The sequence below is a fragment of the Bradyrhizobium viridifuturi genome (genome assembly GCF_001238275.1).
Classification (GTDB): Bacteria; Pseudomonadota; Alphaproteobacteria; order Rhizobiales; family Xanthobacteraceae; genus Bradyrhizobium; species Bradyrhizobium viridifuturi.
Window position 1 is genome coordinate 1 of the sequence record NZ_LGTB01000067.1, and the last position, 15,634, is coordinate 15,634.

At 65.0% G+C, this 15,634-nt stretch carries 18 protein-coding genes and 1 pseudogene; 10 read left to right on the plus strand and 9 right to left on the minus strand.

Annotated elements, in window-relative coordinates; all coding sequences use genetic code 11:
* Nucleotides 1-101 precede the first annotated feature (101 nt).
* Nucleotides 102-1,373, minus strand: coding sequence for a cytochrome P450 (locus tag ALC15_RS38390; RefSeq protein ID WP_050631766.1), 1,272 nt, complete (start codon nucleotides 1,371-1,373; stop codon nucleotides 102-104).
* 241 nt (nucleotides 1,374-1,614) lie between these two features.
* Nucleotides 1,615-2,067 (minus strand): hypothetical protein, encoded by a 453-nt coding sequence (locus ALC15_RS38395; RefSeq protein ID WP_244486450.1) that lies wholly within the window; start codon nucleotides 2,065-2,067, stop codon nucleotides 1,615-1,617.
* Between the two features lie 264 nt (nucleotides 2,068-2,331).
* On the opposite strand from ALC15_RS38395, the gene ALC15_RS38400 reads away from it, so the two are divergent.
* From ALC15_RS38400 to ALC15_RS38415, 4 genes and pseudogenes are all read left to right on the plus strand, one after another.
* The gene (locus ALC15_RS38400; RefSeq protein ID WP_094194384.1) at nucleotides 2,332-3,480 is read left to right on the plus strand and encodes a DUF898 family protein; all 1,149 of its coding nucleotides are present in this window, start codon (nucleotides 2,332-2,334) and stop codon (nucleotides 3,478-3,480) included.
* Between the two features lie 4 nt (nucleotides 3,481-3,484).
* Nucleotides 3,485-4,602 (plus strand): annotated as a pseudogene (locus ALC15_RS38405) (M48 family metallopeptidase).
* 31 nt (nucleotides 4,603-4,633) lie between these two features.
* Nucleotides 4,634-4,879, plus strand: coding sequence for a hypothetical protein (locus tag ALC15_RS38410; protein WP_050631768.1), 246 nt, complete (start codon nucleotides 4,634-4,636; stop codon nucleotides 4,877-4,879).
* A 107-nt stretch (nucleotides 4,880-4,986) separates the two neighbouring features.
* Complete coding sequence (locus tag ALC15_RS38415) at nucleotides 4,987-5,622, plus strand: class I SAM-dependent methyltransferase (RefSeq protein ID WP_050631769.1); 636 nt, start codon at nucleotides 4,987-4,989, stop codon at nucleotides 5,620-5,622.
* Nucleotides 5,623-5,653: 31 nt separating this feature from the next.
* Here the strand turns inward: ALC15_RS38415 and ALC15_RS38420 are convergent, their stop codons facing one another.
* Complete coding sequence (locus ALC15_RS38420; protein ID WP_050631770.1) at nucleotides 5,654-6,802, minus strand: ABC transporter substrate-binding protein; 1,149 nt, start codon at nucleotides 6,800-6,802, stop codon at nucleotides 5,654-5,656.
* A 362-nt stretch (nucleotides 6,803-7,164) separates the two neighbouring features.
* Here ALC15_RS38420 and ALC15_RS38425 point away from each other — a divergent pair, with 362 nt between their 5' ends.
* Together ALC15_RS38425 and ALC15_RS38430 are read left to right on the plus strand one after the other, a co-directional pair.
* Nucleotides 7,165-7,377, plus strand: coding sequence for a hypothetical protein (locus ALC15_RS38425; RefSeq protein ID WP_050631771.1), 213 nt, complete (start codon nucleotides 7,165-7,167; stop codon nucleotides 7,375-7,377).
* Between the two features lie 197 nt (nucleotides 7,378-7,574).
* Nucleotides 7,575-8,027: a lipocalin-like domain-containing protein gene (locus ALC15_RS38430; RefSeq protein ID WP_157860981.1), complete on the plus strand. Its 453-nt coding sequence runs from the start codon at nucleotides 7,575-7,577 to the stop codon at nucleotides 8,025-8,027.
* Nucleotides 8,028-8,119: 92 nt separating this feature from the next.
* Here the strand turns inward: ALC15_RS38430 and ALC15_RS45295 are convergent, their stop codons facing one another.
* The 5 genes from ALC15_RS45295 to ALC15_RS38450 all read right to left on the minus strand — a co-directional run bounded on the left by ALC15_RS45295 (nucleotide 8,120) and on the right by ALC15_RS38450 (nucleotide 12,104).
* Nucleotides 8,120-8,317 carry a hypothetical protein gene (locus ALC15_RS45295; protein ID WP_200914742.1) on the minus strand — a complete coding sequence of 66 codons (198 nt, stop codon included), beginning with the start codon at nucleotides 8,315-8,317 and terminating at the stop codon, nucleotides 8,120-8,122.
* A 61-nt stretch (nucleotides 8,318-8,378) separates the two neighbouring features.
* The gene (locus ALC15_RS38435; protein WP_210168623.1) at nucleotides 8,379-9,113 is read right to left on the minus strand and encodes a LysR family transcriptional regulator; all 735 of its coding nucleotides are present in this window, start codon (nucleotides 9,111-9,113) and stop codon (nucleotides 8,379-8,381) included.
* An 88-nt stretch (nucleotides 9,114-9,201) separates the two neighbouring features.
* Nucleotides 9,202-10,233, minus strand: a complete 1,032-nt coding sequence (locus tag ALC15_RS38440; protein WP_050631773.1) for a MerR family transcriptional regulator — start codon at nucleotides 10,231-10,233, stop codon at nucleotides 9,202-9,204.
* 407 nt (nucleotides 10,234-10,640) lie between these two features.
* Nucleotides 10,641-11,438, minus strand: a complete 798-nt coding sequence (locus ALC15_RS38445) for a DUF2927 domain-containing protein (RefSeq protein ID WP_050631790.1) — start codon at nucleotides 11,436-11,438, stop codon at nucleotides 10,641-10,643.
* Nucleotides 11,439-11,531: 93 nt separating this feature from the next.
* A complete protein-coding gene (locus ALC15_RS38450; protein WP_021079788.1) occupies nucleotides 11,532-12,104 on the minus strand; it encodes a L,D-transpeptidase in 573 nt (190 codons plus the stop codon).
* A 225-nt stretch (nucleotides 12,105-12,329) separates the two neighbouring features.
* Between ALC15_RS38450 and ALC15_RS38455 the strand changes: the two genes are divergently transcribed.
* The 3 genes from ALC15_RS38455 to ALC15_RS38465 all read left to right on the plus strand — a co-directional run bounded on the left by ALC15_RS38455 (nucleotide 12,330) and on the right by ALC15_RS38465 (nucleotide 15,034).
* The gene (locus ALC15_RS38455; RefSeq protein WP_050631774.1) at nucleotides 12,330-13,877 is read left to right on the plus strand and encodes an acetolactate synthase large subunit; all 1,548 of its coding nucleotides are present in this window, start codon (nucleotides 12,330-12,332) and stop codon (nucleotides 13,875-13,877) included.
* A gap of 240 nt (nucleotides 13,878-14,117) precedes the next feature.
* Entirely contained in the window at nucleotides 14,118-14,654 is a 537-nt protein-coding gene (locus ALC15_RS38460) for a hypothetical protein (protein ID WP_050631775.1), read from the plus strand.
* Nucleotides 14,655-14,662: 8 nt separating this feature from the next.
* On the plus strand, nucleotides 14,663-15,034 hold the full coding sequence (locus tag ALC15_RS38465) for a hypothetical protein (protein WP_128089715.1): 372 nt from the start codon (nucleotides 14,663-14,665) through the stop codon (nucleotides 15,032-15,034).
* Here the strand turns inward: ALC15_RS38465 and ALC15_RS38470 are convergent, their stop codons facing one another.
* Nucleotides 15,035-15,265: a hypothetical protein gene (locus tag ALC15_RS38470; protein WP_050631777.1), complete on the minus strand. Its 231-nt coding sequence runs from the start codon at nucleotides 15,263-15,265 to the stop codon at nucleotides 15,035-15,037.
* 180 nt (nucleotides 15,266-15,445) lie between these two features.
* On the opposite strand from ALC15_RS38470, the gene ALC15_RS44385 reads away from it, so the two are divergent.
* Complete coding sequence (locus tag ALC15_RS44385) at nucleotides 15,446-15,586, plus strand: hypothetical protein (RefSeq protein ID WP_157860982.1); 141 nt, start codon at nucleotides 15,446-15,448, stop codon at nucleotides 15,584-15,586.
* Nucleotides 15,587-15,634: the final 48 nt, after the last annotated feature.

Below are 15,634 nucleotides of genomic sequence, written 5' to 3' on the forward strand. Positions count from 1 at the left end.
ACTCAGAGACTGCTTCTGTGGTGGCACCCCCGCCCCAACCCTCCCCCGCAAGCGGGAGAGGGAGCACAGTCTCGTCGTGGTCGCACTTCATTTCCATTCCGTCAGGCGGCAATGCGCACGGGCAGCGTCTCGTAGCCCTTGATGAAGCTGGAATACACCCGCTGCGGCTCCTCGACCACCTCGATCGTGTCGAAGCGCTTGAGGATCTCCTCCCAGATGATCTTGAGCTGCAATTCGGCGAGACGCAGGCCGACGCAGCGGTGGATGCCGAAGCCGAACGAGATGTGGGTGCGCGGCCGGGCGCGATCGATCAGGAACTCGTAGGGCTTCTCGATCGCCTCCTCGTCGCGGTTGCCCGAGACGTACCACATCACGACCTTGTCGCCCTTCTTGATCTGGCGGCCACGGAATTCGAAGTCGGCGAGCGCGGTGCGCCGCATATGCGCGAGCGGCGTCTGCCAGCGGATCACCTCCGGCACGAAACTGTCAATCAGCGCCGGGTTCTCCTTGAGCTTGCGGTACTGCTCCGGATGCTTGGCGAGCGCATAGATGCTGCCGGACAGCGTGTTGCGCGTGGTGTCGTTGCCGCCGACGATCAAGAGGATCAGGTTGCCGAGGAAGTTCTTCGGGTCCATGTTCCGCGTGGCGTCGCTGTGCGCCATCATCGAAAGCAGATCGCTCTTCGGCGGCTGGTTGCTGCGCTCCTTCCAGAGCCGCGCGAAATAACCGGCGCATTCCATCAATTCAGCTTGCCGTTCGTCTTCGGTGGCGACGAGGCCGCCGGCGCCGGGCAGGGTGGTCGCGACGTCGGACCAGCGCGTCAGCTTGCGGCGGTCCTCCCAGGGGAAGTCGAACAGCACCGCGAGCATCTGCGTAGTCAGCTCGATCGAGACCTTGTCGACCCAGTCGAACACCTCGCCGCGCGGCAAATTGTCGAGGCACTCGGTCGAGCGCTTGCGGATGTTGATGGCGAGCTCGTCGAGATGCGTCGGCGTGAACATCGGCGCCACGGTCTTGCGCTGCGCCGAGTGACGCGGCTGGTCCATCGCGATGAAGCTCTCGCGGCGCAGATCCGGCGGCACGTCGCGGATGGTGATGCCGCCGAGCGAGGCGGCCGAGGAGAACACCGAATGGTTGGTCTCGATGTCCATGATGTCGTTGTAGCGGGTGATCGACCAGTACGGCCCGAACATCGAATCCTTGCAATAGTGCACCGGGTCCTCGCGGCGCAGCCGGTCGAAATACGGCCAGAAGGTATCGGTCTTGAACAGCTCGGGATGGCCGGGATCGTAGTCCGACAGCGAAAGCGTGTTGGCGCGTTCGCGGGCGGCGTCCAGATGGTCGGTGTCGACGAGATCGATGGTCCCGTGCATGAGCGGCTCCTCAACCGTTGCAGCAGCCGGGGCATCGCCGGCGCGCCATGTTTTACCGAATTACATTCTCATTCCGCGGTTTACGCAAGGGGCCTCAACGCGCATTTGGCCGCATTGGTAGCCGGCCAAAGCGGCCGAATCCGGGCCTTTCGCGGCGGCGGAGGAGTCCGGCGGCGACCACGTTCGTTTGAAACGCCGTTTGATTTGGCCTGATGGTGTCGTGCGATCGGTGGGATGGCGTCTATTGGCTGGCGGGCTTTTCGCCGCCGACCTTTTCTCCGTCGGTCTTTTCGTTGCCGGTCTTTTCGCAGGGATAGGTATCCTGCATCCCCCAAAGCAGCAGGAGCGCGACCGCCATGTCGCCTTTCGCGGATCGCTTGTCGGCTGACTTGAGCATGATCTCTTCGACTTGCTCGCTGCTCAACGCGAGGTCGCCGGGCATGCAGAACAGCATCTGGCCGCCATGCCGTTTCAGCCAGGCATTGGAAGCCATCAGGCCGCCCCTGACGCCGTCCAGGTACATGTGATTAAAGATGCGAAAGTTCTCGTTCTTTGGATTGCGATAGGACTCCAGCCGCACGTCGACCGCAGCGGCGGGGGCTGCCGTGAGCGCCAGGAAGCATGCCGACAATACCCACTTGTTCATCGCTCCGGTGTCCTCGTTGTGCAGCGGCGCTGTTGCTGATCCCGCCATCATCTCATCCGTAAGTCATGTCACGCGCTCCCCGGGTTCGAAGCTCGCTCCCGGATGGGGCCGGAAGGCACCCGTTTGGCTCCGGCGGCCACGTCAAGAAATGGTGCCGCTTCCGGCGGCCCGTTAAGGCATAGCCAACCGCACCCGGCCAAAAACCGCCCCCGGCTCTCGACCGCGTGTGAAACCTGGATCACACTCGCAGCGACAAACCTGTGCTTTTGATGCGCAGAGATTGTCCCGTCCTGGAGCTGTTCCGTGAACGACATGAGCTGGACCCCGCCGGGGCCACCGCCGCCGCTGCCGCAACCGGTTCCGCCGCCGATGCCGGTGGCGTTTTCAGGGAGCCGGAAGGAGTTCTTCCGCCTGGTCGCGCGCGGCGCCGGGCTCGAGCTCGTCACGGTCGGCTTCTACCGGTTCTGGCTCACCACCGACATCCGCCGTCACCTCTGGTCGAACACCCTGATCGACGGCGATGGCGCGGAATATACCGGCCGCGGCAAGGAGCTCCTGATCGGCTTTCTGGTCGCGCTCGCGATCCTGGTGCCGGTCTATCTCGGCTACGCCCTGCTGGTCATCGAGGCCGAGCACGGCCAGACTTTCTCCTCGTTTCCGCTGGTCGCCTTCTTCTACCTGTTCGGCCAGTTCGCGATCTACCGCGCGCGGCGCTACCGGCTGACCCGCACGGTGTGGCGCGGCGTCCGCTTCTGGATGAGCGGTTCGGGCTGGATCTATGCGCTGAAGGCCTCGCTATGGGGCTTCCTGGTCGTGATCACGCTCGGCTTTGCGCTGCCCTGGCGCGAGGCCGCGCTCGAACGCTACAAGATGCGGCATTCCTATTACGGCGATCTGCAGGGCTCGTTCGAAGGCCGCGGCTGGGATTTCTTCAAGCGCGGCTGGTGGCTCTGGCTCCTGATGCCGTTCGCGATGGTCACGATCTTCGGCCCGTTCGCCTATGCCGCGTTCAAGGCGATCGAGTGGCGCTGGTGGCTGTCGGGCATCCGGTTCGGCGAGGTCAGGCTGGAATCCACCATGCGGCGCAGCGCGCTGATCGGGCTGTACTGGAAGGTGATCGGCTGGGCCATGCTGCTCGGCACCGTGTTCTCGGTCTATCTCGTGCTCTGCATCTTCCTGGCGGCCAGCATCGACGGTTCCTCGATCGAGACCTTCTTCAAGACCGAGGCGTTCGCCAAGAGCATTCCGCTGATGGTGCTGCTCGGCGTCGGCTATCTCGCCCTTGCGCTCGCGATGAACGTCGTGATGCGGGTCTATCTGATGCGCGATCTCTGGGTCCGGGTGCTGTCGACGACCATCGTGCACAACATCGGCGCCGCCGCCAACGTCACCGCGCGGGGCGATCTCGCCAATGCGCTCGGCGAAGGTTTTGCCGACGGCCTCGACGTCGCGGGATTCTAACGTCATGGAATCCGATCTCGACCAGGCCAATTCCGCGGCGTCGCCGGTGCCGGGCGCGGTGTTCTTCGACGGCGCATCGAGCCGCCGGCGCGCCGTCGCGCTCAGGCTGGCCGATGCGCTGGAGATCAGGGAAGACGGCGAGCTGCTCGCGCGCTGGGCATTCGCCGACATCCGCCGTGCCGACAGCCCATCCGGCCTGCTGCGGCTGAGCTGCCTGACCGCGCCGGCGCTGGCGCGGCTCGAGGTTCGCGACGCGCAGCTGATCGGCGAGATGGCCGCGCGCTGCGACAGGCTCGAGCAGGATCTGCCGAACCGCAGGGGCGTTGCCGGCATCGTCGGCTGGTCGCTCGCGGCCGCGGTGTCGATCGTGCTGGTGGTGCTGTTCGGTGTGCCGCAGGCGCCGAGCGGTTGACGCCGCTGGTGCCTGATTCCTTCGAGCGGCGCCTCGGTGACGTTGCGGAAGCGCAGATCATGGCGGTGTTCGACGGCAAGCCGTGCAGCGACGCGGCCGGACAAGCGGCCTTCGAGAAGCTGATCGGCAAGCTGCGGGACACCGCAGGTCTCGACACTTCGGTGCAGTCGGGCGTGCTGGCGACCGCGGTGCCGAACGCCTTCGCGCTGCCGGGCGGCAAGGTCTATCTGTTCGACGGACTGCTGGAGAAAGCGGAAAGCCCCGACGAGATCGCCGGCGTCCTGGCGCACGAGCTCGGCCATCTCCGCCACCGCGACAGCATGCGCGAGCTGATCCACAATGGCGGCACCTCGTTCATGATCGGGCTGTTGTTCGGCGACATCACCGGCTCCGGCGCGCTGATCTTCGCCTCGCGCCAGCTGGTGACGTCGTCCTATTCGCGCGACGCCGAGACCAACGCCGATACGTATGCGATCGAGACCATGCACAAGCTCGGCCGCCCGGCAAAGCCGATGGGCGAACTGATGTTCCGCGTCACCGGCAAGGAAGGCGGCAAGGGCCTCTCGCTCGTCTCCAGCCATCCGCTGACCGAGGATCGCCTCGAACGCATGGGCAGGGCGGACGCCGACACTCTGACGATCGGCAAGCCGCTGCTGTCGGCCGCCGAATGGCAGGCGCTGAAGGGCATCTGCACATCGGGCAAGACGTGAGGCGAGGGGATTTCGACGCTGGAGCAATCCCATGCCGCGTGACGACAAATACTGGTTTCCCGCCAAGCGCTACGGCTGGGGCTGGGGACCTCCGAACAACTGGCAGGGCTGGGCGGTTCTCGCCGGCTTTGTCGTGCTGGTCGCCGTCGGCGGCGCGATGAACCTCCCGCAGGCGCCGGCGCGCTTCATCGGCTATGTGGTCGTGCTGGGCGTGCTGCTCACCGCGGTGTGCTGGTGGAAGGGCGAGCCGCCGCGCTGGCGATGGGGCGGCGACTGAAGCGCGGCTCGATCCGGGTCGGCGCGACATTTTGCCGGAATTGACCTCGGCGGGTGCAGACTGCTCATGGTCTCCGAGCCCGCACGCGCCCGGAGGATTTTCCCGTCTTGACCATCGAAAGCGACGCCCGTTTCTGGGACCGGGCTGCACGCAAATATGCCGCGCGGCCGATCGCGGCGCCGGCGGAATATCAGCGCACGCTGGACCGCACCCGCGCGCTGTTGAAATCCAGCGATCGCGTGCTGGAGCTCGGTTGCGGCACCGGCACCACGGCGCTCCGGCTCGCGGGCGACGTCGCGAGCTATCTCGCCACGGACATTTCGGCGGAGATGATCGCGATCGCCAATGAGAAGCAAGCAACGACGCCGATCCGGGGTCTGGCGTTCCGGGTCGCGACCGCCGATAGCGCTGCGGTCGATGCCGGACCGTTCGACGCCATCCTGGGGTTCAACTACCTCCATCTGGTCCGGGACCTGCATGGCACTCTCGGCCGGATTCACGCGCTGCTGGTGGCGGATGGCGTCTTCATTTCCAAGACGCCCTGCGTTGGCGAGATGAACCGGCTGGTCCGGGTCGTGCTGCCGGCGATGCGCGCGATCGGAATGGCGCCCCATGCCGGCGTGTTCACGTCGGAGAGATTGCAGGAGGTCCTGGCTGCCGGCGGGTTCGAGATTGTTGCTGCAGAGAACCATGCGACGAAGGGCGATGATCACCGCCCCTACATCGTGGCGCGCAAGAGATGATGAGGTCGGCTGTCCAGCCGGCCGCGCGCCGCTACTTCACCAGCCGGAACTTGCCGCCCTCGACCTTGATCAGGAACGCCGAGCGCTCGTCATAGCCGTTGTGGTCGGTCGGGCTCATGGTCGAGAGGCCGTTGTTCAAATAGACGTCCTTGCCGCGCTCGAGTTCGTCGCGCAGCGCGGCGCGGAATTCCGGCGTGCCGGGCTTCGCGGTCTTCAGCGCATTCGCCGCCGCCCGCTTGAACAGCGTCACGGCATCCCACAGATGCGCGCCGAAGATGTTCGGCTTTTGCCCGTTGACCTTCTCGTAGGACGACACGAACTCGTCGCGCGCCTGGCGGAATGGATCGGTGGCCGGCAGATCGTCGGCGATGGTGAAGGCCTCGCCGGTGAAGATCGCGCCCTCGACATTGGCGCCGCCGAGCTTGATGAACTCTTCCGAGGCGACGCCGTGAGTCTGGAAGATCTTGCCGGCATAGCCTCGGCTGCGCAGCGCCTCCTGCGGCAGCACTGCCGGCGTGCCCGCAGACGCAATGAACACCGCCTCCGGATTGGTAGCGATCACCTTCAGCGCCTGGCCCATCGCGCTGGTGTCCGAACGCGCATAGACCTCATGCGTCGTGACGGTGATCCCGAGCGTCGGCGCCAGCCGCGACACCTCCTTGTAGTAGCCTTCGCCATAGCCATCGGAGACGCCGATATAGCCGAGCGTCTTGATGCCGGATTTCGCGATGTATTTCAGGATCGCCGCCGCCATCAAATCGTCGTTGGGCACCACCTTGAACGCCCAGCGGCGGCGGTCGTCCATCGGCTGCACGATCGCGGTCGCCGCCGCGAGCGAGATGATCGGCGTCTTGGCTTCGAAGGCGACGTCGAGCATCGGCATGGTCACCGGGGTGAGCGAGGAGCCGATCAGGATGTCGACGCCGTCCTGGATCACGAGGCGGCGGGCATTCTGCGTGCCCTTGGTGGGATCTGACTCGTCGTCGAGCGCGATATAGGTGACCTTCTCGCCGCCGATCTCCTTCGGCAGCGCGGCGATGGTCCGCATCTGCGGCTGGCCGAGCGCCGAGCCCGGTCCGGATCCCGACACCACGACGCCGACCTTGATGTCCGCCCGCGCGTGCGGTGCAACCAGCGTCACGCCCGCGAGTACCCAGAGTCCGGCCATGGCCAGCTTCATTGCAAATCCTCCCAGCAAGTTTTTTTAATGTGCGGCCGGTGATAGCGGCCGGTGTCCAGTCTCGCATCATATCGATTCCGCCGCAGCGGTCTGTCCCCCTGATTGGGGACAGCCGGGCGGACAGCACCGGCGCTTCCCCAGCTGCCGTCAACCTCGCGTTTACCACTCCCCTAAAGGCCGCGGGAACCAGTTTCCCTAATCGGGCGGCAAGGTCCGCCTGTTATGCAGGGGATCGGAAAAGGGAGTACGAACCATGTTCAACATTGTTCGGATCCTCGTCTTGATCGCATCTGCGTATGCGGGATCCGTGGTAGCGGAAGTGCAGTTTGACGGCGCGCCGCCGCCGCAAGCGGTCGACGTCCATGAGTGAGACTCATCCGATCGCGCCCGAGCATGCGCGTGCCATCTGCGAAGAGATCGGCGAGAGGCTGCGCTACGCGTTGCGTGGCGATTACGCCGATCTGCCGCCGAGGCTGCGGGAGCTCATGGACGAGCTGTCCCTGCAGGATTGCGAGGCGCCGTCGCTGGTGCCCATGATGGCGGACATGACGCAGCCGCTGATCTTTGCTGCCTAGCACTGGATGAATCCGGATCGAATCGCCCGGCCATCCGCGCGCCTCACTTCTCTCCCGATTGGAAGAAGTCGAATTGCGACGTATATCGGGTGAGGGGACGAAATTGGCGGCCGGCTCCAATCCTTGCATGGGAGATGCCAATGACTCTACGCGCGATCGTTGCAGCATGCTCAATGGCAGCTCTTGGAGTTCTCACGATGGCATCCGACGCGCTGGGCCAAAAGCAATCTTTGAAAGAGCAACTGGTGGGGACCTGGACCCTGCTCTCCTGGGAGCAGAAAAAGGCCGATGGCGCCAAGCTCGAGCTTTACGGAAAAGCTCCGAAGGGCATCGCCTTCTTTGATGCGGATGGACGGTACATCATCACGGTGATGAAGTCCGACCGCGCCAGGTACGCGAGCAATGCCCTCAGGCAGGGGACTCCTGAAGAAAACAAGGAAACTGCCGAGGGCACCATAACCTACTTCGGGACATATTCGGCGAACGAGACCGACAGCAGCATCTCGATTCATGTCGAGGGCAGTTCCTTTCCGAACTGGAATGGTTCGGATCAAAAGCGTTTTGTCGAGATTGCAGGAAATCAACTGACGCTGACTGTCCGACCTCCGGGCGGCGACGTCGTTGAAGTGACTTGGACACGGGCAAAGTGATCGAGCGGGGTAGATCCGCTTCCGAGTCCTGACCGACCCGCCGTCGGTGGCTTGGTCCGTATCGAGACCAAGGTCTGAACGTTTGCTGCCGCCTACACGTTCTTCGCGACCTTGCGCGTCCGCGTCGGTCCGGCGCCGGCGATTGCCGGCTTGATATTCCACACCGCGCGTACGCTTGCGAAGGCGTGGGCGATCACCGGCTCGTGGCGGCGGGCGGCGAGGCTGACGAAGGAGAGATCGCAGGTCAGCTTCACCTTGTCGGCGACCACGAACTGATGCGGGCGCGCCATCCGCGGCGCCAGCACGTTGTCGCGCGCGAGGCTGAGACAGAGACCGGATTCGACGAAGTGATCATCGCCTCTTCCTGGTCGGTGTAGCGACGCGCTTCGGCAAGGCGCCGAGCGGGCGGAAGATGTCGTCGAGCATCCGGCGGTGGCCGGAATGCGGCGGCGTCGCGAGCCAGGGCAGCTCGGCTAGCTCCGCCCAGCCCTTGCCGATCACGCGGTCCCGCCAGCCGATCGGCGCGATCACGCGGTAGTCGTAGCTGAGCAGCGGCGCCAGCTGGTAGCGGCCATCAGCGATCGTCCGCTCGGCGAAGCTGTGATGGACCAGCTGGTCCTGCGGCGTCGCGTCGACATAATAGCCGACGTCGAGTTCGCCCCGGCCGATCTGCGCCAGCACGTCGTCGCTGACGCCGTGGCGCAGGAAGACCTCGGTGCGCTGCGAGGACATCGCAAGGCTGCGCACGAACGGTCCGAGCCGGGTGAATTCGGGGTCGAGGATGGTGCCGACGCGCAGCGTGCCGCGCTGCGCCTCGTTGAGCGAATCCGCCATCGCCTTGAAGTCGGATGCCGCCGCCACGGCCCGGTGCGCCAGCGGCAGCAGCGCGGCGCCGGCCTCGGTCAGCGTGAAGCCGCTGGGTGTGCGGTTGAACAGTTGCAGTCCGGTGCTTTCCTCCAGCGCCTTGAGTTGCAGGCTGACCGCCGGCTGGGTCAGTTTCAGCATCGCTGCAGCGCGCGATACAGTGCCCTCACGGGCAACCGTGATAAAGCAACGCAAGGCCTGGGTACGGGGAAGCTCGATCATCGCGTGTGCTTATAGCACACTTTTCCGAAGTGCATCCGACCTTGCGTCGTGCATTGTCCTGTAATGATAATACAACCAATACGAGAAGTCAGGATGGCAGCCAGGCCACCATGCCTTCGGTGCGCGCGCGCACCTCCGGAGAGGCGAGGCAGGTCGCAACCGCTTCATAGCCCACCGCGCCGGGAATAGGCCTGACGCAGATCGGCAGGCTGTGATTGGCGGGACACAGGATGATCGCCTCATCGTCGCCGACGGCGTCGAGGTCGAGGATCGCGTTGGAGCGGGTGAGGAAGAACAGCGGCCGCGCCTCCGGTCCACGACGGCGCAAATGCGCGATTACGGCCTCCTGGCTGACCGCATCGAGCCCTTGTTCGAGCATGTCGATCACTGGGATCGCGCCGTCGTCGGCCTCGAGAACAGCGAGCAGGGTGATCAGCGCGGGAGAGTTCACGGCGCCATCGGCCAGCAGCACGGCAAGGCTCGCCTCGACCCTCGCCTTGTGGGCCGGGTCGGCATCGAGGCGCGCACGAACGGCCGCGCCGCCGTCGGCCGCACGGTTCAGTCCCACGAAGGTCGCGTCGGGCAGCGCTTCGGCGAGCCGCTGCGCGAGGCGCGTCTTGCCGCTGCCGAGCGGGCCGACGATGTAGTTCAGCAATTTGATATCGCGCAGCTCGAAGCGCTCGCCGCCCCACGGCCATGGCAGATCGAATGCGACGCCGATCGTCGGCCGCGTCCTGACTGCGCCGATCAGCTCGTGCGTCGCGGGCATTTTGCCGCAGCCGAGATCGGTGCGCAGCCGGCGCACCCTGGCGATGCTGTCGCCGCACCGGCGGAAACGTGCTTCGAGCGTGGCCTCGTGCGCAGCCAGCACGCGGCCGAGGATGGCGGCGTCGCCGCCGAGGATCCGCGCCACTTCACCGACACCGAGGCCGAGCGCGCGCAGCGCGACGATCTCGGCGCAGCGCGCCATCTCGGCCGGACCATAGGCGCGCCATCCGGCCGGCGTGCGGCCGGGTGTGATCAGGCCGCGCTCCTCGTAGAGGCGCAGCGCTTTCGCCGAGATGCCGAGCTGCCTTGCAGCTTCGGACGGGCTGAGGAAACGGGCAGCAGGAGCATTCATCGAATCACCTCGTGTCGTCTGACCGCGCCTCTATGGAGGCGGCCGCAGGGGCCAGGTCAAGCGGGGGGAGGTGGATTCCCCATGGCGCGGCCCCCGCCGTCATCGCCCGGCTCGACCGGGCGATCCAGTACCCCGCGGCCCATCGGTTCAATAACGGCTGCCGCCGGAATACTGGATCACCCGCTTTCGCGGGTGATGACACCGTATATTGACGTCTTGAATCGAGAACCATCCGCATCGTCGTCCCCGCGAAAGCAGGGACCCATAACCACGAATGGCTATCGTTGAACGATGCTGGTACGACGAGTCCCTCCAATTACAGCCGCCGCGGAGTATGGGTCCCTGCTTTCGCAGGGACGACAGCGGTGTCTGCCGCGCGTATGCGCGCGATCGCCGTCCCGCCACCCTCACTCCAGATGGTTCACCTTCGCCACCCAGGCACGGACGTCGGTGAGCACCGCGGGCAGCGCGGCCTTGACCTCCTGCACGTTCATGCCGGGCTTGATGCGGGGGTCGTAGAGCAGATTGAGCAGATATTGGTCGTAGACGTCGAAGAAGCCCATCGAGACGCTGTCGTTGAACATGGTCCACGGCACCGTCGCAGTGTCGTTGATCGGGCCGAGCGATTGCAGCAATTCCTCATAGGCGCAGTCGAGGAAGACGAAATCGCCATTATCGACGGTGAGGATGACGTCGGAGTGCTCGATCTCGTAGCTCTCGTTCTTGCGGAAGCCGGACAGGCATTGCGGGTCGAGCGAGGAGCGGATTTCCTTGGCACGCTCCTGGCCGTAATAGGTTGCGATCGTGCGGTAGAGCTCGCGGTCGCGCACCAGCTTGACCACGACATTGGCCGCGTCGTGGTTGTCGGCCATCGCGATGTCGAGATGCTGCACCTTGCTGCGGATGTCGGCGACCACCTTGGCGAGCTGGGCCTTGCGGTCGGCGCGGTTGCCGTCGGCAAACACGCGCACTGGGCTATCGTATTTGCGGATGCGGTCGACCCGTCCGGCGAGATGATATTCGGCGCCGAACGCGGTCTTCAGGAAACCCTCGACGATCTCGGCGTCGGTGAAGATCTTCTTCTCGGTGCGCTGGCGCGCGACGATGGCCGGCACCTCGGCGGCGGCAGGCATGGCGGCATCAGCGAGGCAAGCGGCAAACGTTGCGACGAGCAGGAGCAGGATCGAAGGGCGGTGCTGGGACATCATGACAACGCTGCCGCAAGGTGTGCGGCAGCGCAAGGCGGGATCGGCGAACTTGCCGGATGGCGGCGCCTGGTTCCGTTGAAATCGTTGCGATCAGTTCTTCACCACTACGGTGGCGCCGACCGAGACGCGATCATAGAGGTCCTTGACGTCCTCATTGGTCATGCGGAAGCAGCCCGACGAGACCGCCTGGCCGATCGTCTCCGGCTCGTTGGAGCCGTGAATGCGGTACAGCGTCGAGCCGAGATACATCGCACGTGCACCGAGCGGGTTCTCGATGCCGCCGGCCATGTGGCGCGGCAGATCGGGGCGGCGGCGCAGCATGTCCGAGGGCGGCGTCCAGGACGGCCATTCCTTCTTCGCACTGATGCGATGGACCCCGCTCCAGCGGAAGCCGTCGCGGCCGACGCCGATGCCGTAGCGCAGCGCCTGGCCGTTGCCTTGCACCAGATAGAGCCGGCGCTCGGCCGTGTTCACCACGATGGTGCCGGGGGCATAGTTGGTCGGGTAGTCGACGGTGGTGCGCGGGATTGGGCTTGCGCCGCCACCGCCAAAGAAACTTGGGGCTTCGGATTGGTAGCCCCGGGAGTCGAAGAACTGGGCCTGGGCCTGGCCGGCACCTGCCAGGATCGTGAGCGCGGCAAACATCAAGGCAAACGGGCGCATGGTCGTCGTCCTCGCGAACAATCAAATATGCGCCCAGAGAGTCCACAATTGCCGGCGTTTCGCAAGCGACGAAGCGGTGACTTTAGGCACTTTCCGGCAACACGGTTTAAAAAGGCAACAGACCGCAGGCGATAGCTGCATTGTCCAGCCAAGCCTTTGACGAAGCGGATGAAGAATGGTTGATCTGGAGCGATCTCAAGAACATCTCGAAACGGGAGCGAGAGCATGAACGGTGCGGAAAGCCTGGTACGGACATTGGTCGCGGGCGGCGTGGATGTCTGTTTTACCAATCCGGGCACCTCGGAGATGCATTTCGTCGCGGCGCTGGACAAGGTCCCGGGCATGCGCTGCGTGCTCGGCCTGTTCGAAGGCGTGGTGACGGGTGCTGCCGACGGCTATTTCCGCATGAAGGGAACACCGGCCTCGACCTTGCTGCATCTCGGGCCCGGCCTCGCCAACGGCCTTGCCAATCTGCACAACGCCAAGAAGGCGCATTCCGGCATCGTCAACATCGTCGGCCAGCACGCCACCTACCACATCGGCTACAACGCGCCGCTGACATCAGACATCGAGGGCCTGGCGCGGCCGATGTCGTCCTGGGTGCGGACCTCGCCGGATGCCAAGTCGGTCGCGGCCGATGGCGCGGCGGCGATCGCCGCGGCGAAGAGCGCGCCGCCCCAGATCGCAACCCTGATCCTGCCAGCCGACACTGCCTGGAACGAGGCCGACGGCATCGCCGAGGTGCCTGTCGACACCCAGCGCCCGAGCTACTCGCCGCAGGCCGTCGACACCGCGGCGAAGATCCTGCACGGCGATGCCGCGCACACGCTGCTGCTGGTCACCGGCAGCGCACTAAGCGAGCACGGGCTGGCGCTCGCCGAACGCATCGCCGGCAAGACCGGCTGCACCGTGATGGGCCAGACCTATCATCCGCGGATGGCGCGCGGCCGCGGCCGCTTCTCGGTCAACCGCATCCCCTATGTGATCGAGCAGGCGCTGCCGATCCTGAAGAATTTCCGTCACATCGTGCTGGTCGAGGCCAACGATCCCGTCGCGTTCTTCGCCTATCCGAACAAGCCGAGCATGCTGAAGGCGGAAGGCTGCGAGGTGCATCGCATGACCGCCTGGGGCGAGAATTCGGTCGCGGCCCTCGAGGCGCTGGCCAATGCGCTGCATGCGACGGCGCAGGACGTCAAGTCGCAGCAGCATCCGGAACTGGTCAAGCCAACCGGCGCGCTCAACCACGCAACGATCGCGCAGGCGATCGCCTGTGCGATCCCCGACAATGCCATCATGGTCGATGAATCCGTCACCACCGGTCGCGGTTTCTTTCCGCCGACCGCGGGGGCTGCACCACATGACTGGTTGCAGAACATGGGCGGCTCGATCGGCTTCTCGACGCCGGTGGCGACCGGCGCCGCGGTCGCCTGCCCGGACCGCAAGGTGATCTGCATGGTCGGTGACGGCAGCGCGATGTACACGATCCAGTCGCTATGGACGCAGGCGCGCGAAGGGCTCAACGTCGTGACCATCGTGTTCGCCAACCGCATCTACCAGATCCTGCGCGGCGAGTTCGACGGCGTCGGCGCCGGCGAGCCGGGCAAGCGGGCGCAGGACATGCTGAAGATCGATCGGCCGACGCTCGATTTCGTCGCGCTCGCAAAGGGCATGGGCGTGCCGGCGGTCGCGGTCACATCAGCGGATGAGTTCAACAACGCGCTGGCGAATGCCGTAGCCGAACCGGGCCCGCGGCTGATCGAAGTGCAGATGTAGCAGCATGATCCGGACCGGGACTGCCGCGCTAGCGCAAAGTGGGAACCGGTTTTCCCCACGACAAGCGCGAAGCGTTTGCGCGTAGGTCATGCTTAACTAGGGTGCGATTTGAAAGGGCCGCGGCGGCGGCCCCGAGCATGATCCGGAAAAGTGCGGAGCGGTTTTCCGAAGAGATCATGCTCAAACAAGAAGCTAACGCGCGATGAAGCTCATCGCGCTTTTGTCCAGTCGGAGGCGCCAATGCAGACCGAGCTGAACAAGGTGATCGCCGCCGTGCAGGAGTTTTATGCGCAGGAGACGTTCCTGCTGGAGCGCGATCTCGGCGAGCGAACGCTTACTCACCGGCTTGCGGTCTATGTCGAGCGGCAGTTCTCCGGCTGGCAGGTCGACTGCAACTACGACCGGCTCGGCGAGCGCACGCTGCGGCTGCCGCGCGGCTCGGGCAGCTCGACCGATGACCATCTCGGCAAGTCGATCTATCCCGATATCGTCGTGCATCAGCGCGACATCCCGAACAATCTCTTGGCCATCGAGCTGCGCAAGGACAGCAATCACCAGCCGCTCGAGCACGATCAGCGCAAGCTCGCCGCGCTGACCGACCCGAACGTGTGGTTTGCCTATGCGATGGGCGTGCTGGTGATCGTCGGACAGAGCGGCGTGAGCTTTTCCGAGGTCTATACCGGGGGCGCGATCGACAGCGCGACCTCGCGCTGGTTCGCCGAGCGCGTGCAAGAGTGCGGGCTCGCGGCAGGGCACGACAGCGGCGCTCAGCATTAAGCCTATCGATGATTCTTTCCACGCATCGCCGTGATAGCCCGTTTGGATCATGCGTCGCCGCTGCACGCACGGCAGAACAAAAGGTGCGGGAGGTGGAGCAATTCCTGGAGCTGGTGGTCAATTTTCAGAACGATCCGATGGCGGTGCGGATTATCGGCTCTGCGCCTCTTTCGCTCCCTCTCCCGCACCTCAATTCGCTGGTCCGGCCATCACCGGTCCAGCCGTTGCTGACACTGGATTCGAGGCCTCGCACGATCGGCGCAGTTGATCACGACGTGACAGGCCGAGGCAGCATCCGCACCGAGACAACAAAAAGGCCGCCTTCGGGCGGCCTTTTCCGTTTCGTCTCTTCCGCGATCGCGGAGCGCGATTGTTTCTGATTATTGCTTGGTCGCATCGTCGCCGGTGGTGGCGGCGCCGCCGGACTTGGCTTTCGATTTCTTTGCAGCCTTCTTCGTTTTCTTCTTCGGCGCCATCTTGGTCGCCTCGCCCTTGGCCGCCGCGTCACCGCTTTGGGCGGCGGGGGCGGTGGTGCCGCCTGCCTTGTCCTGCGCAAGCGCGGCGGACGAGACGAAGGCGAGGGCGGTTGCGGCGAGGATCAGTGTTCGCATCGGATGGTTCTCCCAAGTTGGTTTCCGGCGCCCCTCAACGGGACAGAATGTCGCAGGTTCCGCGAGGCCGATCAGCAGTCCGTGAGCTCGGCGTGAACAGCGCGGCCGTTGCGGCTCGGGCGGAACCTGGAACCGGGTACCGCGTTATGTCGCTGGGCAGGAGTTCCGAGGAGAGACGCCATGCGTTGGCGGTCAATGACGGAAACCACCAATACGGTGCTCGACACCACCCCGGAGAACACATTCTACGCGGTGGGCTGGACGGTGAGCGGCGTGGCGACGCTCGCCACCATCGTCGCGGTCTGGATGTTCGGGATCTGAGGGCGAACAATCGCTGCGGACGACCGGCTTGCCGCCGCGGGCGGGGAA

What these genes read in the sequence shown, in the direction of transcription:
- ALC15_RS38390 (WP_050631766.1), bottom strand. Translation starts at nt 1,373, where the DNA reads ATGCACGGGACCATCGATCTCGTCGACACCGACCATCTGGACGCCGCC.
- ALC15_RS38395 (WP_244486450.1), bottom strand. Translation starts at nt 2,067, where the DNA reads ATGGCGGGATCAGCAACAGCGCCGCTGCACAACGAGGACACCGGAGCG.
- ALC15_RS38400 (WP_094194384.1), top strand. Translation starts at nt 2,332, where the DNA reads ATGAGCTGGACCCCGCCGGGGCCACCGCCGCCGCTGCCGCAACCGGTT.
- ALC15_RS38410 (WP_050631768.1), top strand. Translation starts at nt 4,634, where the DNA reads ATGCCGCGTGACGACAAATACTGGTTTCCCGCCAAGCGCTACGGCTGG.
- ALC15_RS38420 (WP_050631770.1), bottom strand. Translation starts at nt 6,802, where the DNA reads ATGAAGCTGGCCATGGCCGGACTCTGGGTACTCGCGGGCGTGACGCTG.
- ALC15_RS38425 (WP_050631771.1), top strand. Translation starts at nt 7,165, where the DNA reads ATGAGTGAGACTCATCCGATCGCGCCCGAGCATGCGCGTGCCATCTGC.
- ALC15_RS38430 (WP_157860981.1), top strand. Translation starts at nt 7,575, where the DNA reads ATGGCATCCGACGCGCTGGGCCAAAAGCAATCTTTGAAAGAGCAACTG.
- ALC15_RS45295 (WP_200914742.1), bottom strand. Translation starts at nt 8,317, where the DNA reads ATGGCGCGCCCGCATCAGTTCGTGGTCGCCGACAAGGTGAAGCTGACC.
- ALC15_RS38435 (WP_210168623.1), bottom strand. Translation starts at nt 9,113, where the DNA reads ATGATCGAGCTTCCCCGTACCCAGGCCTTGCGTTGCTTTATCACGGTT.
- ALC15_RS38440 (WP_050631773.1), bottom strand. Translation starts at nt 10,233, where the DNA reads ATGAATGCTCCTGCTGCCCGTTTCCTCAGCCCGTCCGAAGCTGCAAGG.
- ALC15_RS38445 (WP_050631790.1), bottom strand. Translation starts at nt 11,438, where the DNA reads ATGTCCCAGCACCGCCCTTCGATCCTGCTCCTGCTCGTCGCAACGTTT.
- ALC15_RS38450 (WP_021079788.1), bottom strand. Translation starts at nt 12,104, where the DNA reads ATGCGCCCGTTTGCCTTGATGTTTGCCGCGCTCACGATCCTGGCAGGT.
- ALC15_RS38455 (WP_050631774.1), top strand. Translation starts at nt 12,330, where the DNA reads ATGAACGGTGCGGAAAGCCTGGTACGGACATTGGTCGCGGGCGGCGTG.
- ALC15_RS38460 (WP_050631775.1), top strand. Translation starts at nt 14,118, where the DNA reads ATGCAGACCGAGCTGAACAAGGTGATCGCCGCCGTGCAGGAGTTTTAT.
- ALC15_RS38465 (WP_128089715.1), top strand. Translation starts at nt 14,663, where the DNA reads ATGATTCTTTCCACGCATCGCCGTGATAGCCCGTTTGGATCATGCGTC.
- ALC15_RS38470 (WP_050631777.1), bottom strand. Translation starts at nt 15,265, where the DNA reads ATGCGAACACTGATCCTCGCCGCAACCGCCCTCGCCTTCGTCTCGTCC.
- ALC15_RS44385 (WP_157860982.1), top strand. Translation starts at nt 15,446, where the DNA reads ATGCGTTGGCGGTCAATGACGGAAACCACCAATACGGTGCTCGACACC.